10 protein-coding genes are annotated in these 18,398 nt (G+C 60.6%); all 10 read left to right on the top strand.

Annotation, left to right across the window (positions count from 1 at the left end):
* Nucleotides 1-3,020, top strand: a 3,020-nt coding sequence (locus ACP7BO_RS22745) for an RHS repeat domain-containing protein (protein WP_426212851.1), incomplete at its 5' end; no start/stop codon positions are given.
* A 282-nt stretch (nt 3,021-3,302) separates the two neighbouring features.
* Nucleotides 3,303-6,344 (top strand): M60 family metallopeptidase, encoded by a 3,042-nt coding sequence (locus tag ACP7BO_RS22740; protein ID WP_426212850.1) that lies wholly within the window; start codon nt 3,303-3,305, stop codon nt 6,342-6,344.
* A 470-nt stretch (nt 6,345-6,814) separates the two neighbouring features.
* Nucleotides 6,815-7,318 (top strand): type VI secretion system contractile sheath small subunit, encoded by a 504-nt coding sequence (gene tssB, locus ACP7BO_RS22735; protein ID WP_426212849.1) that lies wholly within the window; start codon nt 6,815-6,817, stop codon nt 7,316-7,318.
* Between the two features lie 36 nt (nt 7,319-7,354).
* Nucleotides 7,355-8,890 carry a type VI secretion system contractile sheath large subunit gene (tssC, locus tag ACP7BO_RS22730; protein WP_426212848.1) on the top strand — a complete coding sequence of 512 codons (1,536 nt, stop codon included), beginning with the start codon at nt 7,355-7,357 and terminating at the stop codon, nt 8,888-8,890.
* A gap of 27 nt (nt 8,891-8,917) precedes the next feature.
* On the top strand, nt 8,918-10,273 hold the full coding sequence (gene tssK / locus ACP7BO_RS22725; RefSeq protein ID WP_426212847.1) for a type VI secretion system baseplate subunit TssK: 1,356 nt from the start codon (nt 8,918-8,920) through the stop codon (nt 10,271-10,273).
* Nucleotides 10,270-10,950 (top strand): type VI secretion system protein TssL, short form, encoded by a 681-nt coding sequence (gene tssL, locus ACP7BO_RS22720; protein WP_397457158.1) that lies wholly within the window; start codon nt 10,270-10,272, stop codon nt 10,948-10,950. Before tssK ends, tssL begins: the two co-directional genes overlap by 4 nt.
* A gap of 6 nt (nt 10,951-10,956) precedes the next feature.
* Nucleotides 10,957-12,660 carry an OmpA family protein gene (locus ACP7BO_RS22715; protein WP_426212846.1) on the top strand — a complete coding sequence of 568 codons (1,704 nt, stop codon included), beginning with the start codon at nt 10,957-10,959 and terminating at the stop codon, nt 12,658-12,660.
* A gap of 53 nt (nt 12,661-12,713) precedes the next feature.
* The gene (locus ACP7BO_RS22710) at nt 12,714-13,205 is read left to right on the top strand and encodes an Hcp family type VI secretion system effector (RefSeq protein ID WP_426212845.1); all 492 of its coding nucleotides are present in this window, start codon (nt 12,714-12,716) and stop codon (nt 13,203-13,205) included.
* A gap of 143 nt (nt 13,206-13,348) precedes the next feature.
* Nucleotides 13,349-15,997, top strand: coding sequence for a type VI secretion system ATPase TssH (gene tssH / locus ACP7BO_RS22705; RefSeq protein WP_426212844.1), 2,649 nt, complete (start codon nt 13,349-13,351; stop codon nt 15,995-15,997).
* 2 nt (nt 15,998-15,999) lie between these two features.
* Nucleotides 16,000-18,390, top strand: coding sequence for a type VI secretion system Vgr family protein (locus tag ACP7BO_RS22700; RefSeq protein ID WP_426212843.1), 2,391 nt, complete (start codon nt 16,000-16,002; stop codon nt 18,388-18,390).
* The last annotated feature ends 8 nt before the right edge of the window (nt 18,391-18,398 follow it).

Below are 18,398 nucleotides of genomic sequence, written 5' to 3'. Positions count from 1 at the left end.
CGGTCTGGCTGGATGGTATGGGCCGGGAAATTCGTCGAGAAAAACAGACCGACAGCGGTGAGATCTATACCGCCTGGACCGGCGAATATGACGTGTTGGGCCGAGTCTTTCGTGAGACCAGCTACGACCCCGGGAATGAGGACACTCAGGCCCTGAGCCTGACTACCGAACGCACCTTTGACGATTGGGGCAATGTGCTGACGGAAACGTCCGCGGACGGCGTCACCCAGCACACTCAAGCCGACCCGGTAGCCCTGACCGGAACCAGTTGGCAGACCGACGCCAATGGCGTGGCCGGGGCCAAAACCGTCACTACCCATACCCTCGATGGACGCCCCCTTAAAGAAGAACTCTATTGCGCCGACGGCGTGCTGCAGCACGAACTGGGCTGGAGCTATGACGGTCTGGGGCGCTGCATCAGCCAGACCGATGCCATGGGCCGCAAGACCTTGCAGGAATGGGATGTGCGCGACCGACTGGTGTCGACCACGCTGCCAGATGGGTCGCTCATTAAACGTACCTATGCCGAAGGCCACGACGGTGAATTACCGGCCACGGTCTCGATCTCTCATCCTTCTTTGGGTATTAACGAAGTCGTGCTGGGCGAGCGTAAATACGACGGTCTTGGCCGACTGGTGTGGGAAAAGGTCGGCCAGAGTGTCTCTGAATGGCAATACGCCGAAGGACAAATCCACGCTCATACCCGGACGCTGCCCGATGGCACCGAAGTAGTCACAGAACGCCAACCAGAACTGGGCGGCGCGCTGCTATCGATGCAGGCGCCGGGCATCAGCGTGTTCAATAAATACGATCCGCTAAGTGGCCGTTTGCTGGAGTCGCAAGGCAATCTGGGGCAACAGAAAGATCACTGGTCACCGTCGGGCTTGCTGACCAAGGCCGAATACGCCTGGCAAGGCGACCAACCACGCTCGCAACAGCAAACCACCACGCCATCGGGCAAGGTCACGCGTCTGACCGATGCCGACGGCGCGGAACAGCGCTGCCAGTACGATGGGTTTGGACGATTGAGTCAGCAGCAAGGTCCCGACGTCACGGTCACCGTTACCTACGATGCGGCGTCACGGATTCACCAACAGCGCACCCAATCAAAAGACAGCTTGCGAGACATGACCGTAGCCCTGGGCTACGACAGCCTCGGCCGCCCGGCCCGTCGCACTACCGAAACCCGCACCCCGTCCGGACAGCAGGTAGAAGTGCAAACCCAACAATGGCGTAAAGACGGCAAGCTCACCCAGCGCGAACTGACCCGTGACGGCACACTGGTGCGCAGTGAAACCTTCGACTACGACCTGCGCGGACGGATGATTTCCCATCGTCTTACAGGCCCATCGCTACCCGAAGACGCCCACGGTCGCAGCTACCGCGAGCAGCATTTCCAGTACGACGCCCTCGACAACGTGCGACGTCTGGAAACGGTATTTTCCGACGGCAGCGAAAGCAATGTCAGCGTGTTTGGCTACAACCCTTCCGACCTTACCCAGCTGATTAGCATCAGCCACAGCCGACCCGATTACCCGGCACCGGTGACCCTGGAGTACGACGCGCTGGGCAATCTCAAACGCGACGAACGCGGCAATCCGTTGCACTACGACGCCCTAGGCCGACTCATAGGGGTAACTCTGCCTACAGGCCAGCGCCGTTGGCACTACGGACCGGGCGGCAAGATCATCAAGACCGAGGACGCTACCGGTCCGCGTTGGCGCTACCACACCGGCGGCCAGCTCAGCTGCGAGGTGGGTGAAACCACACAAACCCGCTGGGTCCGTGCCGGAGCGGTGCCGGTTGCCGAGAGCCGACTGGCCTCGGCTGTGCGTGAAGTCATGCTCTTGGGCACCGATGCCCAGGGCTCAGTGACCACTGAAGCCAAGGACACAGTAAATACCCCGGTCTACGGCGCCTACGGCCAGAGCACAACCGAACCCGGAGCCAGCCGACTGGGCTACGCCGGCGCCTTGCGCGAACAAGACACCGGCTGGTATTTCCTCGGCGACTACCGGATCTACAACACGGTGCTGATGCGTTTTCACAGCCGCGACAGCCTCAGCCCTTTCGGGGAAGGCGGTCTCAATGGCTATGCCTATTGCGCGGGTGACCCGGTGAACCGCATCGACCCGTCGGGCCATGCGTGGACCGACTGGCTGTTGCCGGCGGCGGGGCTCGTACTGGGCATGATCGGCACCGTGGCGTCACTGGGTGCTTTGGCGGCACCTGCCGCAGCCCTGACCGCCAGCTATATGGTGGCGGTGACCACTGCGACCCTGAGTGTGGTGTCGCTGGCCGCAGACGTCGCCTCCATAGTCTTGCTGGCCAGCGGCAATGAAAACGCAGGGCGGATTCTGGGCTATGTGGGCATGGCCACGGGCCTGGCATCGGCGGCGCCGTCGATTGCCAGTGCCGCTGCCAAAAAGGTCAAAGCATTCGGCATGGGCGTGGGCTCGTTGCAGGGCAGGCTGCAACATGCGGGGGGCGTGCCAAAACTTCAGGACCTGGCTTTCAACAAAGGTGATCCGAGGGAAATATGGCTTGGAACGCGTAACCTGAACCCTTACGGACCTGCAAAACATATTATTCCCCTTGCAGCAAGACGGTACGGCAACACCAGCTTGCAAGCGTTTGACGAGGTTCGGGAATATTACAGGCTCTCCAGAGCGCCATTGGTTTTGCCAGAGAATATTGTTCCCAATGTGGCTATTAAAAATGCCGCGGGCGAGACCCTACTCTCCGTGTTCGAAAATAATCCCTATTATGTTAACGAAGTCAGACTGATCGCCGCCGATAAACACCCCATGTATCTGCCCTCCGAATTGCGCCGCGCAAATATAAATCCCTGGACTCAAAAATCTTTGAGTTCTGAGTTTTATAATTGGCATCTAAGCGCGCCGCGGAACATCACCCAAGGGCATTTAATGAATCAACTTTCTCAACATATAACCCTGGATACCACTTGGGCGATCAGTCGCGACGCCTGGTATCGCGCTATTACCAATGTACGTCGCTAGTTGGGTCTGTCCGCAGGTGCCGGTAGGACAATGGCGTCTGCGCCGCACGTGTATGTTTGGTAACAGTGGGGGATGGGTGTCTTAACTCTATCGCCCGCAAAGTTATAGATTTATTCAGTGCCGGTAACACCGGCCAGCAGTAATGCGCTGCTTTCGAGATGCTCTGGAAGTTCTGTTTCAGAGCGGTCTTGAAATTTAAATGTGCACATCGACAGCTGTTGTTAGAACACCTGTATGACCCACCAATACTTTTTATTATCAACCGCATAAATAGAGATCGTTATGAGTGTGTCCGTAAACAAGCGTTCAGCTTCTGAGTGCAATGTTCCCCTGCAACTTGTCGTCACCGCCCAAAAGTCCACCCTTCGCGCTGAAGCCCTGGGCAGTGCAGAAGAGGCTTATAAAATGGAGGGCAGATATAAATATCACAGTCATTTTCAGCCCTCTGGCCGTTATGTGCGCAGAGGCACAGTATTGACCGTCACCGTAGAACCCTCGGTCAGGGGGCTTGAACTGGTGATAGGCCTGTATGGCCAATATGCAAAACATAATGATGGAAAGGTCACCGGACGCCAGCTAGTTGCCTTGAATCCCGGCCAAAACCGGATTGAGGCATTGGTGGATGGCATGGTTTATGTACAAAACCGGATCTACAACACGCCAGCGACCGTCGAAATATACGGCGGACAACCCGTTCCAACCTATGTCAAAGGTGTGACAAGTCGGGCTGACTTCGACGTGCAGGTCGAGACCTGGAATACGGCTCCATTTTTCGTACTTGTCGGAGAATACGTCCTGTTTGATGTTCAGATGGTTCTGGCGACATCTTTGCCGGGTCTGGATCTGGACCGCAGGATTGAGATGATGGACTCCGTTGTCGCCACCACCAACGCGCTCTATGGGCTATCTAAGTACGCCAATGATGCCGCACACAAATCCGCGCACCGTATCCACATTATTAATCCTGACGTCGGCCCCGGTTACGCGTCGGCGACGGATTATCACATCACCTTCCAGAACGCCACCGCGGCGGGCCGCCACCTTCTGGCAGGCCCTGAAAATGATCAGTGGGGCTTTTACCATGAAGTCGGCCACACCTATCAGATGAAGGAGTTCAATTACAGGGGCGCTATTGAGGTCACCGTGAATATCCCCGCGCTTGCAGTGCAGGAGGCGCAGGGCTACCCCAACCGTATCGACAGTGTGTCGGTGCGCAATGCGGTCGCGCAGTTTCGTGAGACACCGATTGCTGAACGTAATTTTTTAGGGCTCACCAGTGGTTGGGTCCAGCTTCTGATGTTCGATCAATTGCGCCGTGGCTTCGGCGCTGATTTTTATGCACGGCTGTCCCAGCAGTTTCGCCTGGAGAACGCCAAAGGCACCCCCGAACCGCCAACCGATCTCGCTGTGATGCAGCACTTTATGATCACGGCTGCGACCGTGGCAGAGCGTGATCTCACTCCGTTTTTTGAAGAGTGGGGCATGCCGCTGGAGGCTGACACCCGCAGCAAACTCGCGCGGTTCTCTGCACTGCGCCACCCCATCTGGCACAACATGGACCGGTCGACTGACCTTATTGAGTCCAATCTTTCGCCCCTGGAGGTTCCCGGTACTTTGACCAGCCCGGCAGAGGGTGCCTTGTTTGATGTGAACCACGTACCGGTGTTCAAGGGGCGCGGTGCGCCGGGTGCGATGGTCACCCTTGAGCAGGCTGCTCCCGGCGGCGACTGGGAGCGGGTGGGCACAACCACAATCGATGCTTGCGGGAACTGGTTGTTCATCGGCCAGTGTTTGACTGTTGGTGAACGCAAAGCGCGGGCAACACTCAGTCACGGCGGAACGGGTTTTGCGGTAAATGCCTTTACCGTTGCTCAGGCGGTAACTATCCCGCTAACCCTGATGTCTCCTGTGGGCAGTTCGTCATTCGATACCAACCATGCGCCGGTATATGCCGGGCGAGGGACGCCGGGCGCGAGGGTCACGATCGAACAGGGTATGACCACAGGCGCCTGGTATCCGGTGGGAGCGACCCAGGTGGATACCAACGGAGACTGGTCCTTGACCGGTCAGAAACTTCCCGCTGCCTCTCGGGAAGCGCGGGCGACACAAAGCAACGGCGCAAGCGGTTCTGATGTCACCACCTTCACCGTAACGGCTGTACCCCCGGCTCTTGTGACATTGAGCTCTCCCGTGGAGGACGCCTTGTTTGATGTCAATCACGAGCCCGTCTACCGAGGACGTGGAACACCGGGTGCCACGGTTATCATCGAGCAGCGTACAAGTTCGGGCTCATGGGTTTTGGTGGGCGGGGCAACGGTCAATAGCTCCGGTGACTGGACCCTGGCGGGTGAGAAACTCGTCGCCGCAGAGTACCAGGCGCGGGCAACCCAAAGCGGCATCGGGGCCAGTATTGCAGTGAATGCCTTCACCGTTGCCCGGGCGGTCGAGGTGCGCGTCACATTGACCTCTCCTGAGCGGGGGGCAACGTTCGATGAACACCACATACCGGTCTATCAGGGGCGGGGCACGCCGGGCGCCATGGTCACAGTCCAGCAGGGTACAACCACAGGTCAGTGGTATCGGGTGGGAGAGGTCAGGGTCAATACCAACGGTGACTGGTCCTGTATTGGTCAGAAGCTTCCTGCCGCCACACGGGAAGCGCGGGCGTTACAAGGCAGCGATAATTCCGTCTCCACCAGAAATACCTTTACCGTTACCAAAGTTCAGGTTCCGGTGACATTGCTCTCGCCGGGAGCAGAGGCCCTGTTTGATGTGAACCACGTGCCTGTCTATCAAGGCCGGGGGACGCCGGGCGCGATGATCACCATCAACCAGGGCACGGATACCGGCGACTGGTATGTGGTGGGGACGGTGCTGGTCGGGCCCCGGGGTGACTGGTCTTTGGTCCGCAAGAAACTCACTGCCAACCGTTGGGGGGTCGCGGCGGTACAGAACAATGACCATGGCGCAGGCGCAAGGCATAGCTTCAACGTCGAGCAGGAGGTCCAGATCCCTGTGACATTGACGTTCCCCGTCAATGGCGGGTCGTTCGATGAACACCATGCCCCGACATATGCCGGCAAGGGCACACCCGGCGCTACGGTTGCCATCGAACAGGGTACGCCCGCCGGCCGCTGGCGTCGGGTGGGCAGGGCCCTGGTCAATACCAGCGGTGACTGGTCCCATGAGGGGCTTGCGTTCCCGGCCGGTCCAAGGGAAGTGCGGGTCATCCAAAATGGCAATAGTGCCGACTCTGTAAGGATTGCCTTTAGCGTAACGCCGGCGATCAAGTCAGGGGGCGCGGCGCCAGGTCTGGTGAGCTGAAGCACAAAACCTGATATCCAGCGCTGCACATCAGGCGACTGACCGGCCCCGGTCAGTCGCCTGCACGTGCGCCCGGTAAATCACCGCGCCTCCCTCTTGGTTGTTGAAACGGGATTGGCGCGACCTACCTGACCCTGCTAACAGGGAGATTGTTGAAGTTTCGCTTGAGTCGTGTAATAAACCTGTGCTCTTCTTGTTGTTTAGGAATTAATAAGAATATTAGGATATGTTTTTCAGATAATTCCCATAAACTTTCAGACCCTTCTTACATACAAGATAAAATTTATAAGGGCTCGTAACTATTGAGTAATAGTTCGCCATTTATTGTTTGTTTTTTGTCTTGTGAATTGACTAGAATCCGCGCCGAGCAAAAAACACAGGTCCCTGTCGGGCGCCACGTATAACTTTCACTCTGGGTTGTCTGGTGGTGTGACGGGTTACCGTCTCGTAGAGTTGTGTCTGGAGGATTTATGGTTGCAAACAGTTTTCAGAATGAAGTGCCAAAATCGCGGGTCAATATCAAGCTTGATTTGCACACCGGCGGTGCGCAGAAGAAGATGGAACTGCCGCTTAAATTGATGGTGATGGGTGATTACAGTAATGGCAAAGAGCAACGTACGTTATCGGAAAGAAACAAACAGGGGGTCAATAAAAACAACTTTGACAGTGTGCTGGCCGAGTTTGCTCCAGCCTTGACGCTGGCGGTGCCCAATACCTTGCTCGATGACACCTGCGACACCCCGGTCGAGTTGAATTTCCAGGGCATGAAAGACTTTGAGCCCGAACAGGTAGCCCGGCAAATCCCGCAGCTGCGGGCTCTACTGGCGATGCGCAACCTGTTGCGCGACCTTAAATCCAACCTGCTGGACAACGCCACCTTTCGCCATGAGCTGGAGCGCATTCTCAAGGACGACGCACTGAGCGATGAACTGCGAGCCGAACTGGCTGGACTGGCACCACAAGCAAACAGTTAATTGCCATCCGGCCCGTTAATAAGGAAGTTAATCGTCATGTCGGTAGAACAAACATCCCTGCAACACACTAAAACCCGCGATGCAGATAACGCACAGGGTGTATACGGCGCCTTGTTTGCCAAGATTAACCTCAGCCCGGTTGCCGAGTTGGGAGCGATTGAAACTTTTCAAAACCCCGAGTCCTTGTCGGAAGCCTCTGCGGATGAACGGGTGACAGCAGCTGTAAGTGTATTCCTTGACCTGCTCAAACAGTCTTCGCATAAAGTCGAGCGCCTGGACAAGATGCTGCTCGATGAGCATATCGCGTCCCTCGATGCACAGATCAGCCGGCAACTTGACGCCGTCATGCATCATCCTGACTTCCAGCGTGTAGAGTCGACCTGGCGCGGCGTGAAGTCGTTGATCGACCAGACCGATTTTCGCCAGAACGTGCGGATCGAACTGCTGGATATCAGTAAGGAACATCTGGTTCAGGACTTCGAAGACGCGCCTGAAATTGCCCAGAGCGGCCTGTATTTCCATACCTACACCCAGGAGTACGACACCCCGGGTGGCGAGCCGATCGCCGCGGCCATTTCCAACTATGAATTCAACCGCAGCCCGCAGGACATAGCCCTGCTGCGCAGCCTGTCCAAAGTGGCAGCCGCAGCCCATATGCCGTTCATTGGATCGGTAGGCCCGGCGTTCTTTGGCAAGCAGTCGATGGAAGAAGTGGCTGCCATCAAAGACATCGGCAACTACTTTGACCGTGCCGAATACATCAAGTGGAAGGCGTTCCGCGAGAGCGACGATTCCCGTTACATCGGCTTGCTCATGCCGCGCGTACTGGGCCGCCTGCCCTATGGTCCGGACACCGTGCCGGTGCGCAGCTTCAACTACATCGAAAGCGTCAAGGGCCCGGACCACGAGAAATACCTGTGGACCAACGCTTCGTTCGCCTTCGCTGCAAACATGGTGAAGAGCTTTATCAGCAACGGCTGGTGCGTGCAGATTCGCGGCCCGCAATCGGGTGGCGCGGTCACCGAACTGCCGATCCACCTGTATGACCTGGGCACGGGCAACCAGGTGAAGATTCCATCCGAAGTGATGATCCCGGAAACCCGCGAATTTGAGTTTGCCAACCTCGGTTTCATTCCGCTTTCGTACTACAAGAACCGTGACTACGGGTGTTTTTTCTCGGCCAACTCGGCGCAAAAACCAGCGCTGTATGACACCGCCGACGCCACAGCCAACAGCCGGATCAATTCGCGCCTGCCGTACATATTCCTGCTGTCGCGCATTGCCCACTACCTCAAGCTGATCCAGCGCGAAAACATCGGGACCACCAAAGACCGCCGTTTGCTGGAACTGGAACTGAACAAGTGGATCGGTGGCCTGGTCACCGAAATGACTGACCCGAGCGACGATCTGCAGGCTTCCCACCCGCTGCGCGATGCCAAGGTGACGGTAGAAGACATCGAGGACAACCCCGGTTTCTTCCGCGTCAAGCTGTACGCGGTACCGCACTTTCAGGTTGAAGGCATGGACGTCAACTTGTCGCTGGTTTCGCAGATGCCCAAGGCAAAAGCTTAAGTCACTCCTTCGTAGGGAAACGATGTCATGAAAATCGACCGCCCCCTGTGGGCTGCGGGTGCCTTGCTGTCCCCGCAACAATTCCAGCAGCAGGCACGCTGGGAAGCCTGGGCCAACGAGAGCCTGGCCCACCTGGCCCTCGTTCACCCCTGGGGGGTCGAGGCGGTCGGCTTCGACCTGCAGGCCTTACGCCTGGGCAAGCTCAAGGCGACTCAACTGCGGGTGCGCATGCCCGATGGCACCCTGATCGATTCCGACCATGTGGATCGGCTGCCGCCTGCTCTGGAGCTGGCCGCCCTGTTGCCCGGCAACGCCCGGACTGCAACCTTGCTGCTGGCGTTGCCGCTGGAACAAGGCAATGGCAATAACTGCGTGTTCGACGGTTCGCGGGCCGACCGGCCGACCCGTTATCGCCAGGACTGGCGCCAAGTGCAGGACATCTACGCCGACGAGGTGCAGTCAATGGGCGTGCTGGAGCACGTCCTGAGCCTGCGCCTGGCCAACGACGAGAATGCCGATTATCTGACGTGCCCGGTCGCACGACTGGTGCGCGACGGGCAGGGCGCCTGGCACCTGGACCCTGACTATGTGCCGCCACTGCTCAGTTTCGCGGCCCATCCGGGGCTGCTGGTTCAACTGGATAATCTGCTGACCCAACTGTCTGCCAAGCGGCAACGGTTGATGGGCATGCGGCGCGAGAGCAACCAGCGCATGGCGGACTTTGCCGTGGCCGATGTGTCGCTGTTCTGGCTGCTCAACGCGTTGAACACCTATCAACCGGTGCTGGCCGATCTCAAGGCTCATCCGGCCCGTCATCCCGAGCAGGTGTACCTGGAGCTGGTCAAGCTGGCCGGCAGCCTGCTGACCTTTTCTCTGGAACACGATATCGACAAGATTCCAGCCTATCGGCATGAGCGGCTGGAAACCGTATTTGCGCCCTTGATGCGCACCCTTTCGACCTTGCTGGAAGCCAGCCTGCCATCGCGGGTTATTGCCCTGGAGCTGGAGGCGACGGGGGCCAATCGCTGGCAAGTCACGCTCAATGATGCCCGCCTGCGTGAGCCGCAAGGTGCCGACTTCTACCTCTCGGTGCGGTGCCGCATGCCGGCTGCGCAGTTGCAGATCCAGTTCCCGCGCCTGTGCAAGGCGGGGCCTCCGGACGAGGTGGATTATCTGGTCAACGCAGCACTCGACGGCGTGCCATTGCAGGCCCTCAGTCATGTGCCGGCGGCCATTCCGCTGCGCCTGGAAAACCAGTACTTCGCCCTCGACCTTGATCACCCCAAAGGGCAGGCGATGCTGGCTGAAGGGACCTGCGCCTTTTACGTGCCGGGCACCTTGCCCGACATCAAGCTTGAACTGTTTGCGGTACTGCGCACATGAGCCTGAACATCACCAAAAAAACTGCTTTTAGCGCGTCGGACCTGGATGCGTTATTGCAAGACAGCTACCTGCTGGTGGTCGAGCTGCGCCAGGGCGCTTCGATGCAAAACAGTCCGGGTTTATGGACCCGCTGCGAGAAGCAGGTCGAGCAGGTTCAGCAGGGCCTCAAAGACGCCGGCGTGAGCAAACACAGCCTCGAGTTGATCAGCCACGCCCAGTGCGCCTTGCTGGATGAAACAGTCCTTGGTTGCGCCACGGATAATGCCCATGCCGACTGGGCCGGCAAACCCTTGCAGACGCGTTTTTTCAGCAGCCACCAGGCCGGTGAATTTTTGTACGAGCAGATGCGCGAAGCACTGCTGCAGCCCGCACCTGAGGTGCTGGTACTGACGGCCTTTCAGCGGGTCCTGATGCTTGGCTTCCAGGGCCGCTACCGCGATCTGAATGATCCCGAACGCGAGCAACTGCTGGCCGACCTCAATGCACGCGTTGCTCCCCTGCAACTTAATCAGGCAATCAACACGCAAGGGAGCGGTCCATTCATGTCGTCGCTAGGCCGGTCAGCGTCGGCGCAGCTGCACATTATGGCGGCGGGGCTGTTGCTGGTCGGCGTCTGGTGGGGGCTGGACCGCTGGCTGGGTGCACTGGTCGCCACCCTTGCGCCTGGCCAGGGGTGAGCGCTCATGACCCTAAAGCTGACACGAAGCCTGTGGCTGTGGGCCGGTGTACTGGCCTTTGCCCTGTTGTTGATCATGCCGTTTACTGGCTGGACCCGTGTCGTGGTTGCCCTGATGGTCGCGATCGGGGTGGCTCTGGCCTGGCGCCGCACGGGGCGCCTTTTTGCGCACCGGGGCCGGCGCCTGTTGCTGGGCGGCGAGGCATCTCTGCCGCCGGCTGCGTGGCGTCAGCCGGTGATCCTGGTCTGTGGGGACGGCCTGGGCGGTTTGTTTGGTGCAGTAACGGCCGGGCAACTGGCCGTGCGTAGCACCGCGCAGGGTTGTTATGTGCGAGTACCGGCCGTGGACCAGCTTTGTACCGTGGCCACCGGCATTCTGGCCTTGCGCCCGGACTGGGGCGGGCAACTGAGCGTGATGTTCATCGCCAACCCCGGCGAGCACAGCGACGGCCAAAAGCTGGCGGGGCGGGTGCGGACCTTTTGCAGTCAGCTCGCGTTGGTGCGCAAGCGTGGTATTGCCCTGCCGCTGGTGTTGGTGAGCTACCTGCAAGCGGCAAAAAGTGAAGGCGTCTGGTTCAGTTGGGAGGGCGCCCGGGCTGGCCCCGTGGTGCGTGACGCCGGTGCCTGCTGCAGCCTGGCCGACTGGCAGCGCCAGGCCCCCGACAGCGCAACCGGCGCCTCCCGCCTGTGCCGCAGCCTTCAAATCGACAGTGCGGCCGCCTGGCTTAAGCAAAGCATACTGGCGCACTTTGCGAGCCGCGACCTTGGCCCGCCACTGGCCTGTGTCATCACCCAGGTCCCGGTGCTGCCAGGCACGGCCCAGGGCAATCTGTGGCAGCAATGGCTGGATAAAAAGACCGGGCTGACGGATGCCGGGCAATCGGTGGTGGGCGCCGATGCGGCGCTGCCATTTGCGGATCCGTTGCTCGATCTGTTGTCGGTCGGGCCCCGGCGTTCCCCGGTGTTGCGGGCCGGTATCACGGCGCTGTGGTTATTCGTGGTGGCTGCTGTGGTCGCCATGGTCAGCTCGGCCTGGGAAAACAAGCTGCTGTTGCGCCAGGTCAGCGATGATCTGCGCCGCTACCACGCCACTGCTCCCGCCGGACCGGCAGACCAGGGCCAATCAGCCTTGCGCGAAGACGCCGTTGCCGTATTGCGCGAGGACGCCATGCGCCTGGACGCCTACTACCGGCATGGCGAGCCTGCTGCGCTCGGGCTGGGCCTGTACCGTGGCGAAATCTTGCGCCTGCCTCTATTGGCGCTCATTGCCAGGCATCGGCTGCCGGCACCGACACAGGTCGCAACCCCGGCGCCCGGCAACACTTCCACCCCGGTGCGGCTGGACAGCCTGTCGCTGTTTGGCACCGCAAGCGCCGAACTCAAGCCGGGCTCGACCAAGGTGCTGATTGGCGCTCTGGTCAACATCAAGGTCCAGCCAGACTGGTTGATCGTCATTGCCGGGCATACCGATGCCACCGGCAACCCTGAGCAAAACCTTCAGTTATCCCGCATGCGAGCCGCTGCGGTACGCGACTGGATGCAGCGCATGGGCGACATCCCCGACAGCTGCTTTGCCGTCCAGGGCTTTGGCGCCAGCCAGCCGTTGGCCAGCAATGACAGCGAGACCGGGCGTGCCGCCAACCGTCGCGTCGATATTCGCCTGGTGCCGGAAGCGGGGGCCTGCAGGCTGCCCGCGACGACGCCGGGCTGAACCCCATCTGTCGCAACCCCGCGGCAGTTGAATGTTGAAAAAAGGAGCTTCACATGGCTATTCCCGTTTACCTGTGGCTGAAAGATGACGGCGGTGCCGATATCAAGGGATCTGTGGACGTACAAAAGCGCGAAGGCAGCATCGAGGTGCTGGCCCAGGATCACAGCATGTACATCCCCACAGACAACAACACTGGCAAGCTGACCGGCACCCGGGTCCACACCCCGTTCACCTTCACCAAGGAAATCGACGCCTCCAGCCCCTACTTGTACAAGGCTGTGAGCAAAGGCCAGACCCTCAAGACAGCCGAGTTCAAGTGGTACCGCATTGATGATGCGGGCCAGGAAGTCGAGTACTTCAACACCACCCTGGAAAACGTCAAGGTGGTAAAGGTCGCGCCGAAAATGCACGACATCAAGGACCAGGACAAGGAACGGCACAACCACCTGGAACAGGTTGAGCTGCGCTACGAGAAGATCACCTGGACCTTCGTGGACGGCAACATTATTCACGACGATTCCTGGAGCGAACGCCCGAGCGTCTGACGCCAGAAGACCTGCGGGCGGGTATCCGCCTGCAGGTTTGCGGTGTGCAGGGTTGAGCCTCCGTTCGCGGGCGCTGAGCCAAACACATCGAACGGCATGTGCCTTTGACGACCCGCCGAGAATCCACAACAGGGATGTACCCCATGGCCCACAATGCCACCCGTTTGCTGCGCTGTCTCAACCCCTATTGCGCCCAGGCCCTGAGTGCTGCGGCTTCCTTGTGCCAGAGCCGCGGCCACGGGCTGATCAGCATCGAGCACTGGTTGCTCAAATTGCTGGAGCAGGGCGAGGGCGACCTGACCCTTATTGCCCGTCGCTACGAATGGGATATGGATGCCATCTGGCGTGGCCTGCTTGACCACCTCGACAGCCTGCCGCGCAGCGTGCAAGGCAAGCCGCAGCTGTGCGCCAGGCTGCAACAGCTGATCTGCAACGGCTGGCTGCTGGCTTCGCTGGACGGCAACCATGAGACCCTGCGTTCGGCCCACCTGCTCGGTGCGCTGCTGGAAACGCCCGGGTTGCTCGCGTGTGAGGCGGCCTGGCCGTTGCTCAGCATCAGCGCCAGCCAGTTGCAGCACTTGTCCGCACTGCTTGACCAGCACTCCGAAGAGCGCCCGCAGCTCCAGTCACAGGCCGCCGCGCAGTTCATCGAGATCCCGGTGGTGTCCACCGGCGACCAGGCGCAAGTGCAGCTGGCGGTACTGGACAAATTCACCCAGGACATCACGGCCAAAGCCAGGGCAGGGCAGATCGACCCGGTGTTCGGGCGTGACGACGAGATCCGTCAGGTCATCGATATCCTCAGCCGTCGGCGCAAGAACAACCCGTTGCTGGTGGGCGAACCCGGGGTTGGCAAGACGGCGCTGGTCGAAGGTCTGGCATTGCGCATCAGCGAGGGCAATGTCCCTGACAGCCTCAAGCCGGTTAGCGTACGCAGCCTGGATCTGGGTTTGCTGCAAGCTGGCGCCGGGGTCAAGGGCGAGTTCGAACAACGCCTGAAAAACGTGATTGACGCGGTGCAACAAGCGCCGCACCCGGTTCTGCTGTTTATTGATGAAGCGCACACCCTGATCGGTGCCGGCAACCAGGCCGGTGGTGCTGACGCCGCCAACCTGCTCAAGCCGGCCCTGGCGCGAGGCGAATTGCGCACTATCGCCGCGACCACCTGGAGCGAATACAAGCAGTATTTCGAGCGCGATGCGGCCCTTGAACGACGCTTCCAGACGGTCAAGGTCGACGAGCCCGACGACGCCAGCGCCTGCCTGATGTTGCGCGGCCTCAAGGCCCGCTATGCCAGCCACCACGGCGTGCATATCCAGGACGCCGCGGTACAGGCGGCGGTCAACCTCTCGCGGCGTTACCTCACCGGCCGCCAGTTGCCGGACAAAGCCGTCGACCTGCTCGACACCGCCAGTGCCCGAGTGCGCATGAGCCTGGACTGCGAGCCCCAGGCACTGGTGCGTCTCAAGGCCCGGCACAGCGCCCTGGAGCTGGAGCGCCTGGCCCTTGAACAAGACCGCCAACTGAGTGGCAGCCCCGCCGCCGAACGCCTGGCCAGCATCGCTGCGCAACACGCCGACCTGCAGCGTCAGCAAGCCGAATTGCAAGAGCAATACCGCCACGAACTCGACCTTACCCGACAACTGCTCGATGCCCGTCAGGCCCAACCGCCGCGCATGGACGCCTGCCTGCAGTTGCAACAACGGCTGAGCGCAGCCCAGGGCAACCAGCCCTTGCTGTCGCTGGACGTTAACGTGCGCAGTGTGGCGGAAGTGATTGCCGACTGGACCGGCGTACCCCTGGGCAGTTTGCTCAAGGACGAACAGGCCAGCCTGCTGCAGCTGGAACAACAACTGGGTGAGCAGGTGATCGGCCAGGATCACGCCCTTGGCGCCCTGGCCCGGCGTCTGCGTGCGGCCAAAACCGGTCTGACCGACGAGAAAGCGCCATTGGGTGTGTTCCTGCTGGTGGGCACCAGTGGCGTCGGCAAGACCGAAACCGCCCTGGCCCTGGCCGACCGGCTGTTCGGTGGCGAAAAATCGCTGATCACCCTCAACCTCTCGGAATATCAGGAAGCCCACACCGTCAGCCAGCTCAAGGGCTCGCCTCCCGGCTACGTCGGCTACGGCCAGGGCGGCGTGCTCACCGAGGCTGTGCGCCAGCGGCCCTACAGCGTGGTACTGCTGGATGAAGTGGAGAAGGCCCACCGCGATGTCCTCAACCTGTTCTATCAGGTGTTCGACCGCGGCTGCATGCGCGATGGAGAAGGGCGCGAAATCGACTTTCGCAACACCGTGATTCTCATGACGTCAAACCTGGGCAGCGATCAACTGCACGCCTGCCTGCAACAGTCCCCTGAAGCGCCGGACAGCACCCTGCACCAGTTGCTGCGCCCGATCCTGCGCGAGCACTTCCAGCCGGCCCTGCTGGCGCGGTTCCAGACCCTGATTTACCGCCCCCTGCAAGCCGACGCCCTGGAGCGCATCGTGGCGATCAAGCTGGGCCAGGTTGCCCGGCGCCTGCAGCGTCACTACGCCCTGGAGTGCCGCATCGACCCCGCCCTCAACCAGGCGCTGGTGGAGGCCTGCCTGCTGCCGGACACCGGGGCGCGCAACATCGACAGCCTGCTCAACCAGCAGATCCTGCCGGTGCTCAGCCAGCAGTTGTTGCAACGTCAGGCTGGCCGCCAGAAAACCCTTGGCGTGCACCTTGGCTACAACGCTGAAGACGGCATTGTCCTGCAGTTCATTGACGCTGCAGATGCGCAGTTACCCGGCGCCCTGGAGGCCTGAACATGTCCACTCAACTGCGCACTTTTTTTGACCACAGCCGCCACAAACTGTGGGTACGCAATGTTACTTCGCAGCTCGACGTTCTCGCCTTCGAGGGGAGTGAAGGCCTGAGCCAGGTGTTCAACTACCGGATTGAATTCACTTGCACCGACACTGATATCGCGGCCGAGTCCATGCTCGGCAAAGACGCCAGTTTCAGCCTCTACGCCGCCCCTAAACCGCTGCCTTATCGGGGGTTTGTCCGGCCCGAGATCAAGCCCCTGCGGGCATTGAACGGGGTCATCAGCGGCTTCAGGCGCCTTTCCGGGTCACGCGATGAGGGCCGCTACGAAATCACCCTAGAACCCCGCCTGGCACTGCTGGGCCGCGGCCGACAGTTCCGGATCTACCAGCACCAGACGGTGCCGGAAATTGTCGAAAGCATTCTGCGCAGCCGTCACGACTTTCGCGGCCAGGATTTTTTCTTCAACCTGCTATGGGAATACCCCAAGCGCCTGCAGGTGATGCAGTACGGCGAAAGCGACCTGGCTTTCATCACGCGGCTGCTGGCCGAGGTCGGCATCTGGTACCGCTTCACCCGCGACGAGCGCCTGAATATCGACGTGGTGGAATTCCACGATCACCAGCGCTTCTACCAGTTCGGCGTCGAGGTCGACTACCTGCCGCCCTCGGGCATGAGCAGCAGCGGCCACGACAGCGTCTGGGCCTTGCAATCGAGCCACCAGGTGGTGGAGCGCCACGTCAACATCCGCGCCTATGACTCGCGCAACGTCCACGCCCATCTCGACGGCGAACTCGACCAGACCCGTGGCGTCAGCGGCACCTACGGCGAGGCCTACCACTACGCCGAGCCCTACACCGAAATGGGCGACCGTTACGCCTATGACGACGACCTGCCAACTGAAAGCGGCTACTTCTACGCGCGCATTCGCCACGAACGCTACCTCAACAGCCGCACTGGCCTCAGCGGGGTCAGCAGCAGCGCGACCCTGGCCCCGGGCCAGGTACTGACCGTCAACGGCGACCCGCCCCAGGCCTTCCTGCCGCGCATAGTCATCAATCGAGTCACCACCCGGGCCGCCCGCGACCGCAGCTTTGAAGTCAACTTTGAAGCCATGCCGTACTCGCAAACGGTGTGCTTTCGCCCGCCCCTTGAGGCCAAACCCCAGATCGCCGGCACCGTTGCGGCGCGGGTCACCAGCCCGCAGCAACACGACCCCTACGCCCACATCGACCTCGAAGGGCGCTACAAGGTCAACTTCCTGTTCGACCGCGACAGCTGGCAGCCCGGTGCAGAAAGCCTGTGGCTGCGCCTGGCCCGACCCTACGCCGGTGACACCCATGGCATGCACCTGCCGCTGATCCCCGGCACCGAAGTGGCAGTGGCCTTCGAACAGGGCGACCCCGACCGTCCGTACATCGCCCACGCTTTGCACGACAGCGAGCGCCCGGACCACGTGAACTTGCGCAACTACAAGCGCAACGTGCTGCGCACCCCGACCAACAACAAACTGCGCATGGACGACACACGGGGCCAGGAGCACGTAAAACTCAGCACCGAGCACAGCGGCAAGAGCCAGTTGAACCTGGGGCATATCGTCGATGCCAAGCGCAAACAGCGCGGCGAAGGTTTTGAACTGCGCACTGATGGTCGGGGGGCGATTCGGGGTGGCAAGGGCCTGTTTATCAGTGCCGATGAACAGCTCAAGGCCCAGGGCGAGGTTCTGGCCATGCAATCGGCCACTAGCCTGGTGCAGGGTGCGAAACAGCAAGTGGCCGACTGGCAAATCATCGCCCGGGCCCACCACAGCCGCCCGCCCGCGATTGACGGTCTGCAGCAGTTTCAGGACAGCGCCAAAGAGCTCGACGCCCCGGCGATCCTGCTTAGCGCACCCAAGGGCATCGGTGCGGTAACCCCGGCCAGCCTGCTGCTGAAAAGTGGCGAGGCGCTGTATGTGCAAAGCAATGACGAAATCAACCTGGCCGCTGCCCAGCGCCTGTCCCTTCACGCCAACCAGGCCATCTCGCTGCTGGCCCAGCAAGAAGGCCTGCGCCTGGTCTCGGGCAAAGGCCCGCTGGCAATCGAATCCCACGGCGACGTAATGAACCTGATCGCCCAGCAGGACATCACCCTGCAATCGGTGCTGGGGCACCTGCAAGTGACCGCCAAAAACGGCATCACCCTGGGCTGTGGTGGCGGTTACATCCGTATAACCCCGAGTGGCGCCATCGACATCCACAGCCCCGGCACGCTCAACCTCAAGGGCCAGCACGTCTGGGAAAAACCTGCAGGCCAGAGCTTTGCGCTGCCTGAGTTGCCGCAGTCGGTGTGTGAGGAATGCCTGGAAAGGGCCCGGGAAAATACCGTCGGTTTAATGATGCGCGAAGGTTGATTGGGAGG

Source organism: Pseudomonas sp. TWR2-1-1 (assembly GCF_049897045.1).
GTDB classification, from domain to species: Bacteria; Pseudomonadota; Gammaproteobacteria; order Pseudomonadales; family Pseudomonadaceae; genus Aquipseudomonas; species Aquipseudomonas versuta.
The sequence above is the reverse complement of the archived record's forward strand: the minus strand, read 5'-3'. Positions and strand labels throughout refer to the sequence as shown.